Below are 17,858 nucleotides of genomic sequence, written 5' to 3' on the forward strand. Positions count from 1 at the left end.
AGATCTCTCTAGCTGAAACCTTTGCAGGGATGTCCGTCTTTCCAAAGGGATGGGGGCAGGGCATGGCAGTCGAGCGACCGGACCGGGCGGAAACCGCCGGGGACCCTGGGGACTTCCAAAGGACACGGGGTCGGAAACCCGCGGGATCGTGTTAGTGGGAGGTCCGCTAGCTTACTGAAATTTCAATCCATTGAAATCTTAAAAGGATTTATTGAAAAGCCGCTGAAAAGGAGGGCTTATGAACGCAGTCACGTACCTGTCCAAAAGCGCCTTCGCCGCACACATTGGCCGATCACCGAGCTACATCACTTGGCTTAGGGAAAATGGTCGACTGGTCTTGTCTCCAAATGGCAAGCAAGTCGACGTGCTAGCCCCCGAAGCGTTGATCCGCGATACCGCCGATCCCAGCAAGGCTGCCGTCGCTGCTCGCCACCAACAGGAGCGTCTTCAGCGTGATGTGTACAGTCACGTTGCAGCTCAATCCGAGCCGACTAACATGGCTGCGCCGCCGCCCGCTGATCCTGCTCATGGGCAGACTCCAGACTTTCAGAAAGCACGAGCGCATCGCGAGCACTACCTGGCGCGTATGGCGGAGATGGAGTTTCGCAAGGCGCAGGGGGAATTGGTGGAAATCAGCTTTGTGCAGAAAGCGGCGTATGAAACGGCTCGCTCACTCAATCATTCGCTGATGAGTATGTCGCCCCAGTCGGCTCCTCAGCTCGCTGCGCTGTCGGATCCGTGGGAAGTGGAGCGGCAACTGACCGCTGCGTTGCGTCAACGGCTCAACGAAGCTGCTCAGGAATCCAGTGATGACTTTGGCTTTACATTGAATGAATGCTAAGAGTATCTGCTGGTTAGAGTTTATTCGGTCAGCAGTGTTATTGAGTGACGTCTGCTTTCGGCCATAAGCAGCCGTTCAAGACGGCTCGTTTTTCAGGCGGCAGAGGCCCATCCCGTCGCCGCTACCTGGCGCTCACCCTCCACAACTGATCCAGCTTCGTCGTATAACTCTGGTAGGCTCCCTGATCAGCAAAGACTGAGGGGGGCAGGCAGCGCCTTTACGCTTTCCGGCTTCGAGTCTCCTAGCCCAATTGGCTCCCTGGCGCTTGCCGACCGATAATCAGCGTCTTCGATGCCGCTCGTTGTGAGGGCTATGCTTGGCATTACGCCCATTTAAATTGGGGAAATCTCATGATCAACGTACGCACAGCCCGCATGCTTGCCGATTACAAATGCTGGGCCGATCAGCGCCTCTTTGACAGCCTGGCCGCACTGCCTCCTGGCGAAGTCAGCAAAGAGCGAGTGTCGGTGTTCAAAAACGTAATCGGCACTTTGAATCACATTTACGTCGTGGACTGCATTTGGCAGGCTCACCTCGAAGGCCGGGGGCACGGCTTCGAAACTTCACATGATCTGCTGCATCCCGAACTCGCTGATTTGCGCTTGGCACAAAAGGAGATCGATCACTGGTACAGCGACTGGAGCGCCCGGCAGAGCGAGGCATCGCTGGATAGACTCGTCGAGTTCACGTTTGTGTCTGGGGAACGCGGCACCATGAGTGCCGGAGCAATGCTGATGCATGTGGTCAACCACGCCAGCTATCACCGTGGGTGGGTTATCCAGATGTATTTCGACATTCCGGCCATTCCGCCAATGACAGACATGCCGATATTCTTGCGCGAGACCGATCCAAATTTCAATTCGCTCAATACACCGGCAGAGGGGTCGCCATGTGTTGGGCAATTAATGAGCGCAACCAACGCTCTGCCGGATCGTTATCGTTGACCCCGCTCCAGACCATCGACAACTCCGACGGCACGATGTCAAAGGGCGGGTCATCAGCACGCAACTGGCTGCTGCCATCGATCAGCGCGCACGCCGCGTAGTCCGGCACTGCGGCTAGCACTTCCGTGCCCGCTAATAAGGCACGCAGTCCTGAGAACTGGGGTACCGCCAGCATCACTCGCCGCGAGCGGCCGATGCGTGCCAGGTCGGTATCGATGGCACCGGTCAAATCCCCGGAAAACGACACCAGGGCGTGAGGTCGTTCGCAATACTCATCCAAGGTCAGGGGGCCAGGACGATTATCGCCGCGCAGTATCTTGACGCGCAGATCCCGCATCTTCTTGCGCTTTGCATTGGCGGGCAACTCGGTGGTGTAGCTGACTCCGACGGAAATCTCTCCGGAGGCGAGCATCGCCGACATCAGCAGGAAGTTAGCCCGCCGTACCACTACGATAACGTTTTGTGCCTCTTCGCGAAGTTGATTGAGCAATGGCGGAAACAGGCCGAATTCGGCATCGTCGGAAAGGCCGATGCGGAATACGTCCCGGCTGGTGGATGGGTCAAAATCCTTAGCTCGGCTGACAGCTCCGGAGATGGTGTCCATGGCTGGTTGCAACTCTTTAAGAATTGCCAGCGCTCGCTGGGTCGGCTCTAAGGTACGACCGTTGCGTACTAGCAAGGGATCGTCGAACAAGTCGCGCAACCGCGCTAAAGCGGCACTGACGGCGGGTTGGCCTAAGAACAGTTTCTCCCCAGCCCGAGTCAAGTTCCTTTCGAACATTAAGGTTTCGAAAATAACCAAAAGATTCATGTCCACGCGACGCAAGTCGTTTCGATTCATTCCTAGGCTCTCGCAGGCAGCATAATTTTCAAGTAAAGCAGCTACGCGGCAGAACACCGTATTGCTGCTGCAACGAGACTTTGAATACGCCGTATTCAATCTCTTTACATTTGACCGGAAATGGATCGGGTGCGTGTAGCTCAAATTGGCGTGGGGAGTACGTCCCGTATTTGCCTTAGCGAAGCATTAGAACTCAGAGAGCTCTCCCCTCCAAGCTATGTCCGATGTGCAAAGCGGCACGCCACTTCTCGTCGCTCTTTAACCTTCGCATCTAAAGACAGGCTCAAGTCATCAGCAAATCGAGCTAAGTGCGATTCCCGTGCCCGCGAACCAAAATTTTTGTTTCAATTTTGCAGCAGAATTCGAGGGGCAGTCTGTGTTAGACCAGTGCTCGCGACTTTATTGATAAAAACGAAATCCAGTAGTCCTTTTTCCTCGCTTGTCCGCCTTCTCTCCCGAGTGGATCTTTGTACTAATCAACCCATGATCTGCGTTGCGGTGTTCCTACGCAGGTAGAGCAATTTCGTAACACTTGCTGCCAACAAAATTACAAAAGGTCGGAGGACTTATGCGCCAAGATCAGCTTGATGGTCTTGGTTAAATTCTTAGAGGTAGCAAGGCAGCGCAGCTGCACTTGGGCATCCCACCATTGGGGGGCTCCCCCTGCTGTAAGCTAGGTCGAGAGAAACCTCGAACGAAGGCTCGGTGTTGTATTGTTCAAACGTACTATCCGGAGTGTCAGTCTGACGTAAGCAGGTGGTCAGTGTCTCAGTAAGCGTCCAGTGAATGCTTCAACTTTGAAATGTCTGTGCGTAACCGGCGCACTTTGACTCGCTGCCAGCCTGCCTAATTTAATTAGGAGTGATGGCGGGGCGTACACTGGCCGGCTAATGTGTAATTCAAATCATACTATTCATCCATGCTGACAACCTGCGCGCTTATTGCCACTGAGCCCCTCGTGTCCATAGGAATGGGTAGAAAGACACGCATTGATCTCCGCCCACACAATGAATGTCGTTGCGCCAGGATTCCCAACGTAGGCCCTCTTAGTAGGCCGCCGTACGATTGCTCACAGCTCATTCCAAGAAGGCGGTATAACCGATGCCCAATGGCTCCCGCTGCAGAATCTCGGGCGCCCAGTGGTACACCGCTCCCACATCATCACCCAAGCCGCCGCCGTTGATGGGAAAGCATCCACCTGCTGCGTCATCTGCCACCAGCAGATGCCCTTGCGCCCGTCCCTCGCTCCATCCCGCCAGGCCCCGATCAATCAGTATCCCCGCCAGTCTCAAATGCTATAGCCCCCAAAGAAGACTTGGTTGTTACCTGTAGCTGTAGAAGAACGCTGGAGTTTTGAGGTGAGGTGGAAGCAGTCGTAGGGGCGGTCGGCATGCTCCAGCATCTCCCGTATGTAGATCATGGCGGGGTCATTAATTTCAAGCGACTTGGCTGCACCATGTGAAGTTTGAAACCAACTGAGGCGACTCATGATCAATTCCTCTCTGTAGGCGGTATTAAGAGGAGGACATGCGGCCCATGGCTGCCGACCCGGGCGAACAGCTCTCCCGAAAATCAAAAAGCTAGGCTCAGCTTCAGGCATCGCTGCCGACCTTTGTACTTCGGCCGTCTGGGGCACCGGCTTCAGGCAACTGTTTCATGAGTCCTAGTTTCGATTTCCTCATGAAAGAACGTATGCACATCGTCGTACCCTATTTTCTGCGCCGTTTTTAGCGCGTCCGTCCCTTTTGCTGTGCCTTCAACGGTGAAGTAATGCACCTGATTGAGACCGATGGTTTTCAGCACTGCGGATAGGTAGGGACGAAGAAAGTCGGGTTGCCGTGCCCTCTCACCGCTAATGTAGCCGCCGGTGGCTACGGCAACGTAGACGGGGCGATCCAATAACGTTCCAACCTTACCTTTTGATGTGCTGAGGAAAGTTTTTCCGACGCGTACGACGTGGTCAATCCAGGCCTTGAGCGGCGAGGGCACGCTGTAGTTGTGCATGGGAGTAGCGATAAGCAGCACATCGCAGGCATTCAATAGGATGATCATTTGGTCGGAGCGACTCAATGTACCTTTCTGATCCTCGGTAGCTATTTCGCTCGGATGGGCCAAGGCATGGGCATAAGTCGCATCGACTGGCGATAACGTGTTCAGGTCTATATCCGTCAGTTCAATCCCGCGTATGCCAGCGCGTACTGTCAGAGCGTGCAGAATCCGCTCAGACAGTTTCAAGCTTTCAGATGCATTACCGTTGGGACTGGCAATCAGGCGAAGGATTCGCAAAGGAGCGACGGGCTTCTGAGACGGGTTCATGATATTGCCTCCTGTACGGGTGATGCGGTCATGGGGTATCGAACTGTTTTTGAAAACGCAGCGCGCCGGTATAAAGGCCTTCGCGGAAGTAGAAGCGTTGGGCGCGCGCGTTGGCCAAACCCGTGTCAAGCACAAGGCGAGCACAACCGCTGGCACGAGCCAGTCGTTCCAGAGCTCGCAATAACCGGGAGCCCCACTGGCCGCCGCGCTGGGCTTCATCGGTGATGAGGTCATCGACATACAAGAATGGGCCATAAATCAGATTCTCCTGAAGGCGGTAACCTGCAAGCGCCACGAGAGCCGATGACTCGAAGGCTCCAACCAGCCGATAGCCGCCGGCTCGCATTCGTTCGATACGACTCATAAAATCGGCCTCGCTTGTTAGGTGGGGGCGCAATTGCTGCATTACCGGGAAAGCGATTTTTAAGTCATGGCGGCTGTCTAGAGGACGCAGGGCAGTGTCGGCCAAGTCGAGCACGCTGGGCACGTAGTCTTGAAGATTGAACGTCATGGGAGAGGCCTTAGTGGGTTGTGATGGTCAAATCTTGAACTAACATTGCCTCAATTTATTGAACCAAGAAGTGAGATATGAACTAGGCCATGATGACTTCCTGTTCGCACCCTTTCGCCTCCTTGGATGGGCAACCCGGTTCGCCTCTGTACCGTCAGTTATATGACCGAGTACTCGCCGCCATCGCCGCTGGCACGCTGTCCCCTGGTGACCGATTGCCTTCGGTGCGAGCTCTCGCCAAGGATCTCGGCGTTGCTCGTGGCACCATCGAACTGGCCTATTCGCTGCTCACGAGCGAGGGCTACCTCTTGGCCCTGGGGCAGAAGGGCACCGTGGTCAATCCCGAATTGCAGAAGCCGCTACTGTCTGCCCCCGCTTTATCCGTCAGCAGCGAGGTGATTGAAAACTCCCCAGACGCACTATGGCGTCCACCGCAACTTTTGCCGTTTCAGATGGGAGTGCCTGCAATGGATGAGTTCCCACGCAAGATCTGGGCGCGCTTGGGTGCCCGTTATCTGCGAGGCATGCGTTCAGGCGATCTGGACTATCCGCCGCCGCACGGCCTGCCTGCCTTACGCAGCGCCATCGCCTCATATCTGCAGGTGTCTCGAGGTATCGATTGCGGCGCCCATCAGGTGTTTATCACCAGCGGCTGGCGCAGTAGCCTGTCGCTGATCGCACATACTTTGCTGCGCGCAGGGGAGCGAGCCTGGGTCGAAGATCCTGGCTACCCAACCACGCGCCAAGTGCTTCGTCAATTCGGTATTGAGCTTGAGGCAGTGCCAGTTGATGCCGAAGGTATGGATGTGGAGCAGGCCATTGCCAGGCATCAGGCTGCACAGGTCGTCATGGTGACGCCGGGGCATCAAAGCCCACTGTGTATGGCGCTGTCTTTGCCTCGGAGACAGTTGTTACTCGATTGGGTGGGCCGGAGCGATGCCTGGGTTGTCGAGGATGATTACGACGGCGAGTATCGCTATGTCAGTCGCCCCTTCCCGGCGTTGGCGAGCCTGGATCGCAACGGGCGCGTGCTGTACGCCGGGACTTTCAGCAAGGTGCTTTTCCCCGGTATCCGCCTTGCCTACCTAGTGGTGCCTCAGGGGCAAGTGGCAGCGTTTGAGCGTGTAAGTCGGGCGTTATTCTCCGCAGGCTCGCCAGCGATTACTCAAGCGCTGGTCGCAGAGTTCATTGTCGAGGGGCATTTCACTCGGCACATTCAGCGCATGCGAAGGCTCTACAGCGAACGACGCGCTTTGACTATTGAAGCGTTGGAGCGAAGTTTACCCAATGGACTGCTGGTGGAGCGCTCGCCAGGGGGGATGCACTTGGTACTCCGTTTGCCGGAGGGAGTAGTCGACACTGCCCTGACTGAGCAACTGCTGGCCAAAGGCATCGCCGTGCAACCCTTGTCGCGATGGAGTGTTTCGTCGCGGCGTCAATCCGGGCTGCTGCTGAGCTTCACCAACTGCGCCTGCGCTGCTCAGGGCGAGCAGCTTGGCGCGTTGATAAACCGTGCGCTCAGTTGAGGTTGGCTTTGGTCAGGCCGAACACCTCATCCGACGAACCAGGGACTGCCTGAAAGGCCACATTGAGACGATTCCAACCGTTGATGGCGACAATCAGGAACGACAAATCCGACAGATCCTGTTCGGAAAACTGCTCACGCACATCCGCGTAGAGGCTTTCAGGTACACCATGGGATGGCAGTTGGGTCAGGGCTTCTGTCCAGGCGAGCGCCGCGCGCTCTATTGGCGAGAACAGTTGCGATTCACGCCAGACCGCAATGTGATGGAGGCGCAATTCGCGCTCGCCATGGATCTTGGCTTCCTTCACGTGCATATCCACGCAGAACGCGCAGCCATTCAATTGAGACGCCCGCAGCATTATGAGGTGGGCCAGGTCAGCCAGTAGCGGCTTCTTACTCAGTTGCATCGTCAGCTCCACCAGCTTATTGGAAGCCTGAGGCGACTGTTTGAAGTAATCAAGACGGTTGTTCATGGCGGTCACTCGCAGCGGGTTTAGGGTTGTTGGAGCCCACTGTAGCCACGCGTGGTCTAGTCAGACAGGGCCAAGAAAAGACCTTTCAACTAAGCCATGCAGTTCTGATTCGCGATTTGCCGTTCGCCGATGTTGCCAAGCCGGTTGTCCGTGAACCCGGCGGAAGGCGACCCAAAGCCGGTGTATAAACTGGCACAGTAAGCGGCAACTGAGTTGCGATGCGCGATAGTTCTGGGGTGGATAACAGGTGCAGCGCCTTTGTGAAGACTGATTCCTCTCGCCGGTCGACAACGCCGAAACAGATCGCAAGAGAGTGGGGCGGTGGGCGGTCAATCCGCAGCTCGCAGAGCAACTCGGGCGTGTTTACGAAGAGTGGAGTGGTATTTTCCTCTCAAAGAAATTCGATGCGACCGGATTTTCAGTCCTATAACGCACTTGAGAACAAAGCCATTGGTGCGTGTCAAAAAAACCTATTTGTCGTCATTTCGACAAAAAAGAATAATGGTCAAATTGACTCGGTATAGCTTCAGCACCCTGATTTTTATGACGTTTTAGGTTGGCATGAAATGTGTCAGTGATGGGTAAATGGTTTAATACCCAAGGAGCTGAAACATGAAAAGTGAGTTCGACAATCGTGTCGCTGTGGTAACCGGAGCAAGTTCAGGCATCGGACTGGCAGTCGTTCAACGATTACTAAGCTATGAAGCGACGGTAGTGGCGATGTCCCGTGGCCGGGGCGGCCTGGCTGCACTCAAAGACGTTCATGGTGATCGCCTCCATATTGTCAGTGGCGATGTTACGGTAAGTTCGGATCTTGAGAAGCTTGCACACTGCGTCTCCAGAATCGGGCCTGTAGATTTTCTAGTACCGAATGCAGGAGTCGCTGTACTTGAAGACAGCTTGGCGAGTAAGGGATTCGAGCGAAATTGGGCCATCAACGGAGCAGGTGCGCTTAACACGCTTTCAGCTTTGCGAGCCCAATTGGCGAGACCCGCTTCGGTTGTATTTGTGGGGACTTTTCTTTCCGCTTTGGCCTTCCCAGGCTTGGCTGGCTACATTGCGTCGAAAACAGCACTGACAGCGCATGCTCGAACCTTAGCCGTCGAACAGGCTGAGGCCGGAATTAGAGTGAACGTCGTATCGCCAGGGCCAACAGCTACGCCGATCTGGCGATCACTAGGGTTGGATAATGCGACGTTGTCCTCAGTCGCGGAAACGGTCAACCAGCGCTTACTAGAGGGTAAGTTCCTTGAGCCGGAAGCGGTGGCAGATGTGATTCTGTTCCTTCTATCAGAGCGAGCACGTGGCATTTACGGCCAAGATATTGTGGTAGATGGTGGGTATACCTTGCGGTAGGGCATAGAAACGCGAAGAGGTCGTGTAGACATGTATCCGGTGCGGATCGTGCGCTCGGCCTCTTATTTTTTCTTGCGCTAACTTTACCTCGATTGACGCGATCAACTCGGCCCTTGATTACGTACATTCCCCCTATGGTTGCCCACCTTGTATCTATGAATCCTCAGCTGGCCGGTGCCGACACGTCCAGCATGCCTTGAACGAAAGACCCACATGGGCAAGCCCGCAGCGGTGACCACCTTTGCTATATGCATGGCTCATTTATGTCCGCTTTTGGCCGGTAGCTGCCCGTCATTAGTGGCAGCTATCGGCCAATGCTATATATCAGAATGAGGGCCTAGAATAATCCGAACGGCTTGCGTTGATCCCGTAACGCTTTAGCATACGCTGATCGAAGGCGTGCATATTTCGACCATTTGCCCGCCGCCAACAAGCGTTGTCTCACCCATACATGTACAAAAGGTCGTCGATCAGCTCAAGCTCCTGCTGCGTATACTGGACCTTGTTGTACCGTCTAATGTCCTCAAGTACACCCCTGATCGGAACTTGACGCGAAGGGTCCTGAACGATTTCGATCAGGCGGTCGAAATCCGGATCTCTTCCCTTAAGATATTTTTCAATCAGTTCTTTGAGCGCTACGCGCGCTTCTAGATCGGTTAGCACTATTACTTCTCCGGCAAAATAGTCACTTCATCAGCTTTAATGATGGTGGTGGTACCCGGTTTCGGAATGAGTTGCCGGGCACCGCCTGTTCCGTAGTCACGGTACGCCTTAGTGAAGGGTTCAAGGTTCGGACCTTTACCACCAAGCTCATACGGCACTGTAACGGTTGGCACGCCATCCTTATAGAGTTGAAGTGTGTCGAACTTCAATCGCAGGCGCCCATCACTCCATGCAGGGGCGGGGTCAGCAGGAGTGACGTGCTTTGGCGCACGCATCTGCAATGCTTCCGTAGCAGCGTCTCCAGTCTCAAATTTATCGAACCCAAAATAAGACAGTCGTGCGTCGCCGGTATTGATCGTGTTTTGCGCGTGAGTATTTACGGTCCCGTCTGCATCCTTGTATCCCATGTATCGATATGCCGTCGAAGGTAAGGTCGAGTCCGGTCCGGATGGGCCAACATAAAAATCGGGCTTCGACTCGACGACCGCCGGCGGGGTGACGTCTCCAGTCTTTACGCTGGAGTCTGCAAGGGTAGGGGTAGTGCTCGGAGAAGATGATCCTCCAGGCTTGGGGCAGTTCGCAGCGGGCTTCAGTGGTGCCTTTTTCGCAACACCAGAAATCGCTTTAGTAATCGCCCTGAACATTAGACCGAGCGGGTCTACCCAGCCGGTAGGGTTGGGGGCGTACTGGTAGTTGTTCAGGCCACCTGCAAGCTTTACCGGGTCGGGGGTTAGAAAACGTCCTGTGCTCGGGTTGTAGTACCGGTGGCGGTTGTAATGAAGTCCACTCTCTGCGTCGAAATACTGGCCTTGAAACCGTAGCGGGTTGTCGATCTCCGCGACATCCAGCGCAGCCAGGTTTCCATAGGCCCGATATTTGGCCGACCACATGATCGCGCCGCTGTAATCGGTAAGCTCCTGCGGCGTGCCCAAGTGATCGAGCTGATAATAGAACGGCGTGGCTTTCAGTGGGCCTTCACCATCGAGCATCGCCAAGGGGCGAAAGCTGTCCGGCTCATAGACATAGGTGCGATATCGATTTTCACCACTCTCTACAATCAGCCGTTCGCCTTGCCACAGGAATTCGGTGGTGTGGCCATCGACTGTTTTCTCGATACGGCGACCGAAGGCATCGTACTTATAGGTCGCGATACTCCCGCCGGGTAGGCTGACGCCGATCAAGCGATGCTGGCAGTCATAGCGGTACTCAGTGACGAGCTTCTGCCCGGTACCTCGGCGCTCGCGAATCAGATTTCCATAGGCATCGTAGTCGTAGTGACGGTCGCCCTGCATGAGCAGCCGGTTGCCTTGGACGTTCGCAAGATTGGCGGTGCCTTCGTTATTCTGGCCCAGCAGATTGCCGGCTGGGTCGTGCGCGAAGCTCTCCGGTGTTGCACCCCGAACGTTGATCAGGCGATCCAGTGGATCGTAGTGAAAGTTGCGTGCACCTTTGAGGCTATCGTTAATACCTGCAAGGTTGCCTGCCGCGTCGTAGTTATATTGGCGCTGCAGCAGGACGCTGTCACGCTGGCTAACGTTGTGCGCCTGCAGTCGACCCTGATCGTCGTATTGATACTGACTCAACAGCAAGCCTTGTTGGCGTTGCAGTTCACGACCAGCCTTGAACTGGTGAGATGTCAGGCGAGAACCGTTCAGATCAATGCTGCTGAGATTGCCGCCGGGCAATCGGCGATAGTCGAGCTTGCTACCGTCCGGTAGACGGCAATGCTTGAGTTGGCCAGCGCTGTCGTACTCGTAGCGCAGGGTGCCCCAACCCTGGTGCTCGGTAATCAGCCGATCTTGGGAGTCGTATTCATAAGCCAGTGGCCAATGACCGTCATCGACATTGACCAGGCGACCGAGCGCGTCATAGCTGTAGTGAATTTCCTCACCATCAGCCAATGTCTTCACGAGCAAGCGGCCAGTGGAGTCACGTTGGTATTCAGTGACCAGTTCGCTACCGTCGTCGCCGTACTCAGTTTTCTTCAGCAGGTTGCCATTCAGGTCGTATTCGTAGGTAGTACGGCGACCATCAAATCCAGTTTCCTGCTGTATCAGCCCGTTTGAGTAATAGTCGAGCTGATAATGTTCCCCGCGCTCGTTTTCGATCTCAGTCAGCAGCAGGCGTGAGTTGTCGTAGCGATAGCGCAGCTCACTGCCGTTCGGGTTGATGCGGCGGCTGACAAGTTGCAGGTTGTCGGCGTATTCGTAGCGTGTGATACGGCCTAGTTCATCGCGCTCTGCTGTGACCTTGCCGTAGGCGTTATAGGTATAAGTGCGGGTCGCACCGCCAGGCTGTGTGGTCTGCGTCAAGCGGCCAGCCGCATCCCATTGGTAATGGGTGATCGAGCCGTGTTCGTCCTGGCGGGTGATTTGACGACCCAGTGCGTCGTAGCGGTATTTACGACGACCACCATCGGGCAATGCTTCTTCGAGCAATTGACCCAGTCCATTCCAGGCGAGCTGATGCCGTCCGCCGTCTGGATGAACGATCTCCAGCACACGACCTTGGGCATCGTAGCTGTAGTGTGTTTCCTTGCCGTCAGGATCTGTCTGGCGGGTGATATCGCCTTGGCTATTTCGATGGTATTTCCAGATCGCTTTGCCGCGATGAATTTCACTCACAAAGCCATGTCGATATTCGTAGAACGTCGGCGCATCTTCAGGAGGAATAACAACGTTAAGCAGGCCGGCGTCGTTGTAACGGTACTCAGTGATCGCGCCGAGGGGGTCCTTTTCTGCAATCAGCCGACCTTTGTCGTCATAAGCCTTTTGAGTCTCAGCGCCGTCCGCAGCGATCTCGCTGATGAGTCGAGCATTTTCGTCATGCACATAAACCTGCTCGCTCCCATCCGCGTTTGTAACGGTAACCTTGCCGGCATCGTCCCAAGCGTACTGCGAGTCCATCTGCGAAAAGCTGGCCCAGTGACGGATGCTGCGTGACGATTTGCCTTCGTTTTCCCACTCCCAGAAAAAGCTCGCACCACCGGCCAGTTGTCGTTCCAAAATGACGTGTTGGTCGTTGTAACGATAGTGTTCAGTTTCACCGGCAGCATTGGTGGCGCTGATGAGCTGGCCCTGTGCGTTATACCGATAGGTCACTAGCGTTTGAACGGTGATCCATGGCTCCTGCCGTTGACCCTGCTCCGTGTACTCAGCACGGCGCTGCTGATAATCCACGGCAACGATGTGACGATCTTCGTGGCGGACTAACAGGGAGCGTCCGGCGTTGTTGTCGATACGCTGGATTCGGTCAGCGAAGTCGTAACTCAGCTGTAACTGGTTGTTGTACGCGTCACTGATGGTGATCAAGCGTCCCGCACGGAAATGATAAAAGCGCGGATTCTGCCCGGCCTGCGTCAGGATGAGTTCGCCTGGTGTCGATCCCAGGTAGATGGCCGCTTTCGACAGGCTGTTGATGATGGCGGGGCGTTGCTGTGTCGGCATCGGAAAACGAGTGGTTCGGTTTTCGTTATCCGTCCACAGGACGCCTTCATCATCCAGATCCAGTCGGTGAGAAAGTGCGTGGCTCCAACCAAACCCAAGGCGGCTGTCGATCTCGACCGCACTGGTGCGATAGAGGCGCGTCCACTCAAACGGAAGCAGACCATCGAGTTGACCATCGGTAAGAGTCAGTAATTCTTCGCCCGTGACCATCGAGACCGGGCAGCCGTTGGTGCAGGTGTCTTGCGCCGGCGCCGCACTCTTGTCGTCAGGATTCTTCGATTGTTTCGAGGCGTCATCAGGGCGCTTGCCGTGTTCAACGGTCGTGTTACGTTTGCCATCAAAACGTAGCTGTGCGACTCCTTTTTCTACTCGCGTCGCTACTCCACGAGCGGCGACAGCGACGTATTTACCGACGTAACCCATGAAGCCTTTGATGATGCTGAATAACGACTTCACGAATCCGGTAACAGCCTTGACGATGATCTGGCCGTACTTTGCTAAACGTGCGGCCAGGTAAAATAGCCCGGCGCCTTCTGCTGCGACGGTCAGTACGACGGAAATCACGATGTCGATGAGAATTCCGATAACGGCTGCAGATGTCATCTTCGCCGTTTGGCCAGCCGCTTGCGTCGGTGGCAATGCTGAAACCCAGATAGAAGCGCAATGCACCATCAAGAACAGCGCGGCCTCGTCGCTGGCAAGCAACATGGCCTGCTTCATCACATCTGGCGCCTCTTTGGCCAGCTTGATCAGTTCCTCGGCACCGGTCCCTAAATCCTCTGCGAACTTTTTAGGGTTTTGAAGGATGTCCAAGGCCTTTGAGATACCATCCCAAACGCCTTTGATAGCTTCCCATCCGCCTTCGAGAATGCCGACCCCAATTGCCATCGCTTTGGCTGACGCGCTCTGATTCGACCACTGCGGTTTGAAGCCTGCCCATTCTTTGCGCAGGAATCCCTCTAGATCGGCAGCTAAGCCGTCGTAGGATTTGAACAGCGTGTCGATTTGCGCAGGCGTCACCTGATCGTGGACGTGGATCTTATAGGATTTTCCAGGCTGTCCCTGAAAGCTGCCTTTACCCTGTTTATCCAGGGTAATCGTCGACTTGGTGCCTCCATCCACCGCTATGATGTCGACCTTGATATCGCCGATAGGGATGTCGAAAACCGATTCGAATTTGCTCTCAATCAGCAGTGGCCCTACAAGCGGGCACTTCGCGACGTATGAAAAATCACCATCAGTCATGCTGACAGACTTGCTGGAGTCGCCGGCCTTTATCACACGCTCCATACCAAGCAGGGAGGGCATGTCTGCGGCTCGGCTGGCTTTGTCAGCAAGCTGTGCGTACCAGCTCTTGGTTTCCTCGCGGTACAGCTTCAGGCTGTTTTTGAAGGAGTCCAATTGTGTTTCGATAGTGGCAACGCGATCCATCAGCCTTGCTCCAGAGCCAGGTGGTTTAACAGTGCTTCTTTAAGGTTTTTCGGCGCATCCGGGCGACGCACGAAACGGGTGATTTTCAGTTTCAGGTTGTTCTCGGGCCACGCGCTGTAGAGGTCCGGGCGGTCTTCTTCCAGCCACTGCATCAGGTTGCTGATCAGTGTCGTCGGGTTCTCCTTGGCTAAGCCATCCAGCAAATCCTTCGGCACCTCCCACCACGGCCATTCCCGCACCTTCGGCAACACCCGCGTCCCAACCTCCAGCGTCTGCCCGTTAATCAAATACCGCTCAAACACCGGCAGTACTTCCCCAGTCTTCTCGCCAAGCCCCTTCAAAATCGGATAGATATGCCGCCCATCCCAGAAGCGGAAAAACACCTCGGTCCCGTCCGGCATCTTCACCTGCGTCAGACTGCGCAGATGCTCGAACACTTCATTCGGTTCGGAACGCGACACCGCCAGCCAGCCCCAATCGAGGGCATCGGTTTCAGCGATCCACGGCAGGAACGCGGAATTGGCTTTGAGCTCGGTGACGTAGGGCATCACCGGTTGCCAGGTGGAGTAGGGCGTGCCGCCCCAGATCGGGATGAGCTGGGCGGTGGGTTCGGTGAGGTAGAGATTTTTCAGCGCGTCGGAATCACTCGCCGCACTAATAACCAAATACAAACGCTCGCCAGTCTGCAACGGCTGTTGCGCCAGCCAATCCTTAGGCGTAATTCGATCAGATGGCACAGGCACCTGCCTTGCATTTTTCGCATTCTTCGCAGAACGGCGCGTTGCGTTTGAGGGTGTTGATCTGGGCCGGGGTCAGGACCTGGCCGGCCTTGTCGGCATCCGCCTGTTTCAGCACGCCGGGCATCAACGGCGCGGCGCCCGTACCAACGCCGGGGCTGCCGCCGGAGTTCATGTTGATCACCGGGCCGCTCATGGTCACGCCGCCGGCGTCGATCTTGATGAAGCTGCCGCCGCCGACCAGGGTCAGTTCGGCGCCGGCTTCCATCACCACTTTCATGCCGCTGCTGAGGTGGATTTCCTGGCCGGCGTCGATGAACTGGCCGGTGCCGATTTTGATGTGCTGGTTGACGCCGACGGTGAGGTGGTCGTTGGCGCGGGTTTCAACTTTGCGGTCGGCGTAGACGGTGTGGTGTTCTTCGGCCTTGAATTCCGTGTAGCTGTTTTGCTCGACGGTGTCGTGGCGTTCGTTGCCGACGCGGATTTTCTGGTCGTGCTCGATGTTTTCGTCCCAGTCGCGCTGGGCGTGCAGGTAGATTTGTTCCTGGCCTTTTTTGTCTTCGATGCGCAGTTCGTTGTAGCCGCCACCACCCATGGAACTCAGGGTCTTGAAAGTGCTGCGGGTCTTGTTCGCCGGCAGTGGATAGGGGACGGTGTTTTCCTTGTGGTACAGGCAGCCGCTGATCAGCGGTTGATCGGGGTCGCCTTCAAGGAAGGTGACCAGCACTTCCATGCCGATGCGCGGGATGGCGACGCCGCCGTACTGGGCGCCGGCCCAGGCGCTGGAGACGCGCAGCCAGCAGCTGGTCTTGTCGTCGGCCTGGCCTTCGCGGTCCCAGTGAAACTGGACTTTGACGCGGCCGTATTCGTCGCAGTGGATTTCTTCGCCTTTCGGGCCGGTGACCACGGCGCTCTGACTGCCGAGGATGCGCGGTTTCGGGTGGCGCAACGGTGGACGGTTCGGCACGTCCCACGGCGTGGCTTGGAAGCGGTTGCGATAGCCCTGATGGAAATCGTCTTTCAGCGCGGTGGTGTCACTGGTCACCGATTCTTCGAGCACTTGCGGTTGTTTGCCTTCGTGCAGGACTTCGGTGAGCAGCCACAGGTCGTTCCACTTGGCTTTGGGATGTTCGGTCAGGGCGAGGAAGTGGCCGCTCACCAGCAGTGGCTGATCGCTCTTGCCTTCGGCGAGCTGGAAGTCGCTGCGGTGACGTTCGAGGGCGCGTTTGGCCAGGTGTTTGCCGCGCTCGCGGTCGATGAAACGGCCCGGGTAATCGTAGTCTTCGAGGTCGGGCAGGGCGTCGCCACGGTTTTCGCTTTCCAGGGTCAGGCGCGGTTTTTCGAAGTCGTAGTCGCGGCGGGTGGTGCGGCTGGTGCGGGTTTCCAGGCGCAGGTCGAAGCGCTTGATCACCGGGTTGCTGGCAACCATGCCGGAGTCTTGCTGATAGGGTACAGGCGCGAGTTTCGGGAACACCGTCTGGTCATCGCCGAAAACGAGCTTGTGCGCGTTGGCGCTGTGCTGGAAGTGGAAGTGAATGCCTTCTTCCTCGCACAGGCGCTGGATGAAGTGCAGATCAGACTCGTCGTATTGCACGCAGTAGATGCGTTCGGGATAGATCGAACCGGTCTTGAATTCGTAGGCGTTGCCTTGGATGCCGTGCTCTTCCAGCACCATGCCGATGATTTTCGGCACGCTGAGGTTCTGGAAGATGCGCTGGTTGATGCGGTGCGCGAGGTAAGCCAGTTGTGGGCGCAGCGTCACCGAATAACGGGTCAGACGCTTGCCCGAATCGCCTTGCGCGGCGCGGTAGATCTGACCATGGATGCCGCTGCCGTCAGGCGACAGCTGCAAAAAGGCCGGTTTGTGCAGCAGGGTTTCGAGGTCCAGCGACGGCTGCTCACTGACCAGCTCCACCTCGAAGACAAAAGGCAGGCTGATGGCTTCCCGACCGGTGAGGGTAAACACCTGGAAATCAGCGGAAAGACCTTCGATGGTCAGGGCAAAGTGGGTTTCATTGGCCGGCGCGAACATCCCTTGTTCCTCGTGCTGTACAGCGGCGCTCGTCGACGGCCGCAAAAAAGCGGCTCAACGTACGCGAAATTCTGGAGGGGCGTAAACAACATCGACCAGCAGAGCTGGCCGATGCTTGTAACGATCAGCCGTAATTAAACGACTGGAGCACGCCAGTCATCGGAACCCGAAGTACCGGATACTTCGTGGGTCCAGGTGATTTTGCGGTAGGTGAACTGCACTTCTTCCAGGTGGGTGAAGTGCGCGTTGCCTGGATCCTGGCAGTTGTGCATTTTGTTGTTGATGGCGACGATGATCGCGTCTTCCAGTTTGGTGGTGTAGTAGTGCTCTTGGGTGCCTTGCGCCGAAGTGCGGTACCACTGGATAACGATTTCGCTCATGCGCTCGCCGGAAGTCAGTGCTGCTTGCAGCAGTGGCGAAGCCTTGTCGTAGACCTTGGTGATCACAACTGGCTTGTGAACGCGCTGACCGGTTGGCTGACCGGATTGCGGGTCACGCGGGATGATCACGTCGTGAGTGAAAGCCTGAACCATGACCTGGTCTTCGTGGCCTTCCTGGTAGGTGTTGCCTACGGAGTCAGCGGTGAATGCGCCTGCAGTGATCAGGCCTTGTTTTTCGCCGGTAACCGACATGTACGCTGGTGTTGCCATGGGGTGCTCTCCTTGCGGATAAATTTAAGGTGCCCGGGAGGCGAAATCGCCCGGTGGGTGCCTGACTGTTATCAAGGAGCGTGCCAGGTTTT

At 56.1% G+C, this 17,858-nt stretch carries 14 protein-coding genes and 1 pseudogene; 4 read left to right on the forward strand and 11 right to left on the reverse strand.

All coding sequences use genetic code 11. From position 1 onward, the window contains the following. Positions 1 to 238 precede the first annotated feature (238 nt). Positions 239 to 841: a terminase small subunit gene (locus KVG87_RS00005; RefSeq protein WP_217848405.1), complete on the forward strand. Its 603-nt coding sequence runs from the start codon at positions 239 to 241 to the stop codon at positions 839 to 841. A gap of 350 nt (positions 842 to 1,191) precedes the next feature. Beyond that, positions 1,192 to 1,785 (forward strand): DinB family protein, encoded by a 594-nt coding sequence (locus KVG87_RS00010; protein WP_064361695.1) that lies wholly within the window; start codon positions 1,192 to 1,194, stop codon positions 1,783 to 1,785. On the opposite strand, the gene KVG87_RS00015 is transcribed toward KVG87_RS00010, so the two are convergent. The 5 genes and pseudogenes from KVG87_RS00015 to KVG87_RS00030 form a co-directional block, all read right to left on the reverse strand. Continuing rightward, positions 1,706 to 2,626, reverse strand: a complete 921-nt coding sequence (locus KVG87_RS00015; RefSeq protein WP_217848408.1) for a LysR substrate-binding domain-containing protein — start codon at positions 2,624 to 2,626, stop codon at positions 1,706 to 1,708. The genes KVG87_RS00010 and KVG87_RS00015 overlap by 80 nt on opposite strands. A 938-nt stretch (positions 2,627 to 3,564) precedes the next feature. After that, positions 3,565 to 3,843: pseudogene (locus tag KVG87_RS00020) on the reverse strand (DUF2625 family protein). A gap of 71 nt (positions 3,844 to 3,914) precedes the next feature. Continuing rightward, entirely contained in the window at positions 3,915 to 4,115 is a 201-nt protein-coding gene (locus KVG87_RS26400; protein WP_264082187.1) for a hypothetical protein, read from the reverse strand. A gap of 152 nt (positions 4,116 to 4,267) precedes the next feature. Continuing rightward, positions 4,268 to 4,942 carry an FMN-dependent NADH-azoreductase gene (locus tag KVG87_RS00025; RefSeq protein WP_217848410.1) on the reverse strand — a complete coding sequence of 225 codons (675 nt, stop codon included), beginning with the start codon at positions 4,940 to 4,942 and terminating at the stop codon, positions 4,268 to 4,270. A 28-nt stretch (positions 4,943 to 4,970) separates the two neighbouring features. Beyond that, positions 4,971 to 5,453 (reverse strand): GNAT family N-acetyltransferase, encoded by a 483-nt coding sequence (locus KVG87_RS00030; RefSeq protein ID WP_042609823.1) that lies wholly within the window; start codon positions 5,451 to 5,453, stop codon positions 4,971 to 4,973. Between the two features lie 89 nt (positions 5,454 to 5,542). On the opposite strand from KVG87_RS00030, the gene pdxR reads away from it, so the two are divergent. Beyond that, positions 5,543 to 6,979 carry a MocR-like pyridoxine biosynthesis transcription factor PdxR gene (gene pdxR / locus KVG87_RS00035; RefSeq protein WP_217848412.1) on the forward strand — a complete coding sequence of 479 codons (1,437 nt, stop codon included), beginning with the start codon at positions 5,543 to 5,545 and terminating at the stop codon, positions 6,977 to 6,979. Here the strand turns inward: pdxR and KVG87_RS00040 are convergent. After that, on the reverse strand, positions 6,972 to 7,451 hold the full coding sequence (locus KVG87_RS00040; protein ID WP_122506017.1) for a carboxymuconolactone decarboxylase family protein: 480 nt from the start codon (positions 7,449 to 7,451) through the stop codon (positions 6,972 to 6,974). The two genes, pdxR and KVG87_RS00040, sit on opposite strands and share 8 nt — an antisense overlap. Positions 7,452 to 8,063: 612 nt before the next feature. On the opposite strand from KVG87_RS00040, the gene KVG87_RS00045 reads away from it, so the two are divergent. Continuing rightward, a complete protein-coding gene (locus tag KVG87_RS00045; protein WP_064361698.1) occupies positions 8,064 to 8,807 on the forward strand; it encodes an SDR family NAD(P)-dependent oxidoreductase in 744 nt (247 codons plus the stop codon). 441 nt (positions 8,808 to 9,248) lie between these two features. Here KVG87_RS00045 and KVG87_RS00050 read toward each other — a convergent pair whose 3' ends face one another. The 5 genes from KVG87_RS00050 to KVG87_RS00070 all read right to left on the reverse strand — a co-directional run bounded on the left by KVG87_RS00050 (position 9,249) and on the right by KVG87_RS00070 (position 17,766). Then, complete coding sequence (locus KVG87_RS00050; RefSeq protein ID WP_122691559.1) at positions 9,249 to 9,470, reverse strand: hypothetical protein; 222 nt, start codon at positions 9,468 to 9,470, stop codon at positions 9,249 to 9,251. A gap of 2 nt (positions 9,471 to 9,472) precedes the next feature. Beyond that, positions 9,473 to 14,347, reverse strand: a complete 4,875-nt coding sequence (locus tag KVG87_RS00055; RefSeq protein WP_225930721.1) for an RHS repeat-associated core domain-containing protein — start codon at positions 14,345 to 14,347, stop codon at positions 9,473 to 9,475. Further along, complete coding sequence (locus KVG87_RS00060; protein WP_217848422.1) at positions 14,347 to 15,084, reverse strand: DUF4123 domain-containing protein; 738 nt, start codon at positions 15,082 to 15,084, stop codon at positions 14,347 to 14,349. Before KVG87_RS00060 ends, KVG87_RS00055 begins: the two co-directional genes overlap by 1 nt. Beyond that, positions 15,074 to 17,116 carry a type VI secretion system Vgr family protein gene (locus KVG87_RS00065; protein ID WP_217848424.1) on the reverse strand — a complete coding sequence of 681 codons (2,043 nt, stop codon included), beginning with the start codon at positions 17,114 to 17,116 and terminating at the stop codon, positions 15,074 to 15,076. Before KVG87_RS00065 ends, KVG87_RS00060 begins: the two co-directional genes overlap by 11 nt. 134 nt (positions 17,117 to 17,250) lie before the next feature. Then, positions 17,251 to 17,766 carry an Hcp family type VI secretion system effector gene (locus KVG87_RS00070; RefSeq protein WP_007949952.1) on the reverse strand — a complete coding sequence of 172 codons (516 nt, stop codon included), beginning with the start codon at positions 17,764 to 17,766 and terminating at the stop codon, positions 17,251 to 17,253. Between the last annotated feature and the right edge of the window lie 92 nt (positions 17,767 to 17,858).

The sequence above is a fragment of the Pseudomonas siliginis genome, assembly GCF_019145195.1.
GTDB lineage: Bacteria > Pseudomonadota > Gammaproteobacteria > Pseudomonadales > Pseudomonadaceae > Aquipseudomonas > Aquipseudomonas siliginis.

Excerpts from the sequence above, each read along its gene's own strand:
- KVG87_RS00055 (WP_225930721.1), bottom strand. The coding sequence starts at position 14,347 with ATGGATCGCGTTGCCACTATCGAAACACAATTGGACTCCTTCAAAAAC.
- KVG87_RS00010 (WP_064361695.1), top strand. The coding sequence starts at position 1,192 with ATGATCAACGTACGCACAGCCCGCATGCTTGCCGATTACAAATGCTGG.
- KVG87_RS00005 (WP_217848405.1), top strand. The coding sequence starts at position 239 with ATGAACGCAGTCACGTACCTGTCCAAAAGCGCCTTCGCCGCACACATT.
- KVG87_RS00040 (WP_122506017.1), bottom strand. The coding sequence starts at position 7,451 with ATGAACAACCGTCTTGATTACTTCAAACAGTCGCCTCAGGCTTCCAAT.
- KVG87_RS00025 (WP_217848410.1), bottom strand. The coding sequence starts at position 4,942 with ATGAACCCGTCTCAGAAGCCCGTCGCTCCTTTGCGAATCCTTCGCCTG.
- KVG87_RS00015 (WP_217848408.1), bottom strand. The coding sequence starts at position 2,626 with ATGAATCGAAACGACTTGCGTCGCGTGGACATGAATCTTTTGGTTATT.
- KVG87_RS26400 (WP_264082187.1), bottom strand. The coding sequence starts at position 4,115 with ATGAGTCGCCTCAGTTGGTTTCAAACTTCACATGGTGCAGCCAAGTCG.
- KVG87_RS00030 (WP_042609823.1), bottom strand. The coding sequence starts at position 5,453 with ATGACGTTCAATCTTCAAGACTACGTGCCCAGCGTGCTCGACTTGGCC.
- KVG87_RS00045 (WP_064361698.1), top strand. The coding sequence starts at position 8,064 with ATGAAAAGTGAGTTCGACAATCGTGTCGCTGTGGTAACCGGAGCAAGT.
- pdxR (WP_217848412.1), top strand. The coding sequence starts at position 5,543 with ATGATGACTTCCTGTTCGCACCCTTTCGCCTCCTTGGATGGGCAACCC.
- KVG87_RS00070 (WP_007949952.1), bottom strand. The coding sequence starts at position 17,766 with ATGGCAACACCAGCGTACATGTCGGTTACCGGCGAAAAACAAGGCCTG.
- KVG87_RS00065 (WP_217848424.1), bottom strand. The coding sequence starts at position 17,116 with ATGTTCGCGCCGGCCAATGAAACCCACTTTGCCCTGACCATCGAAGGT.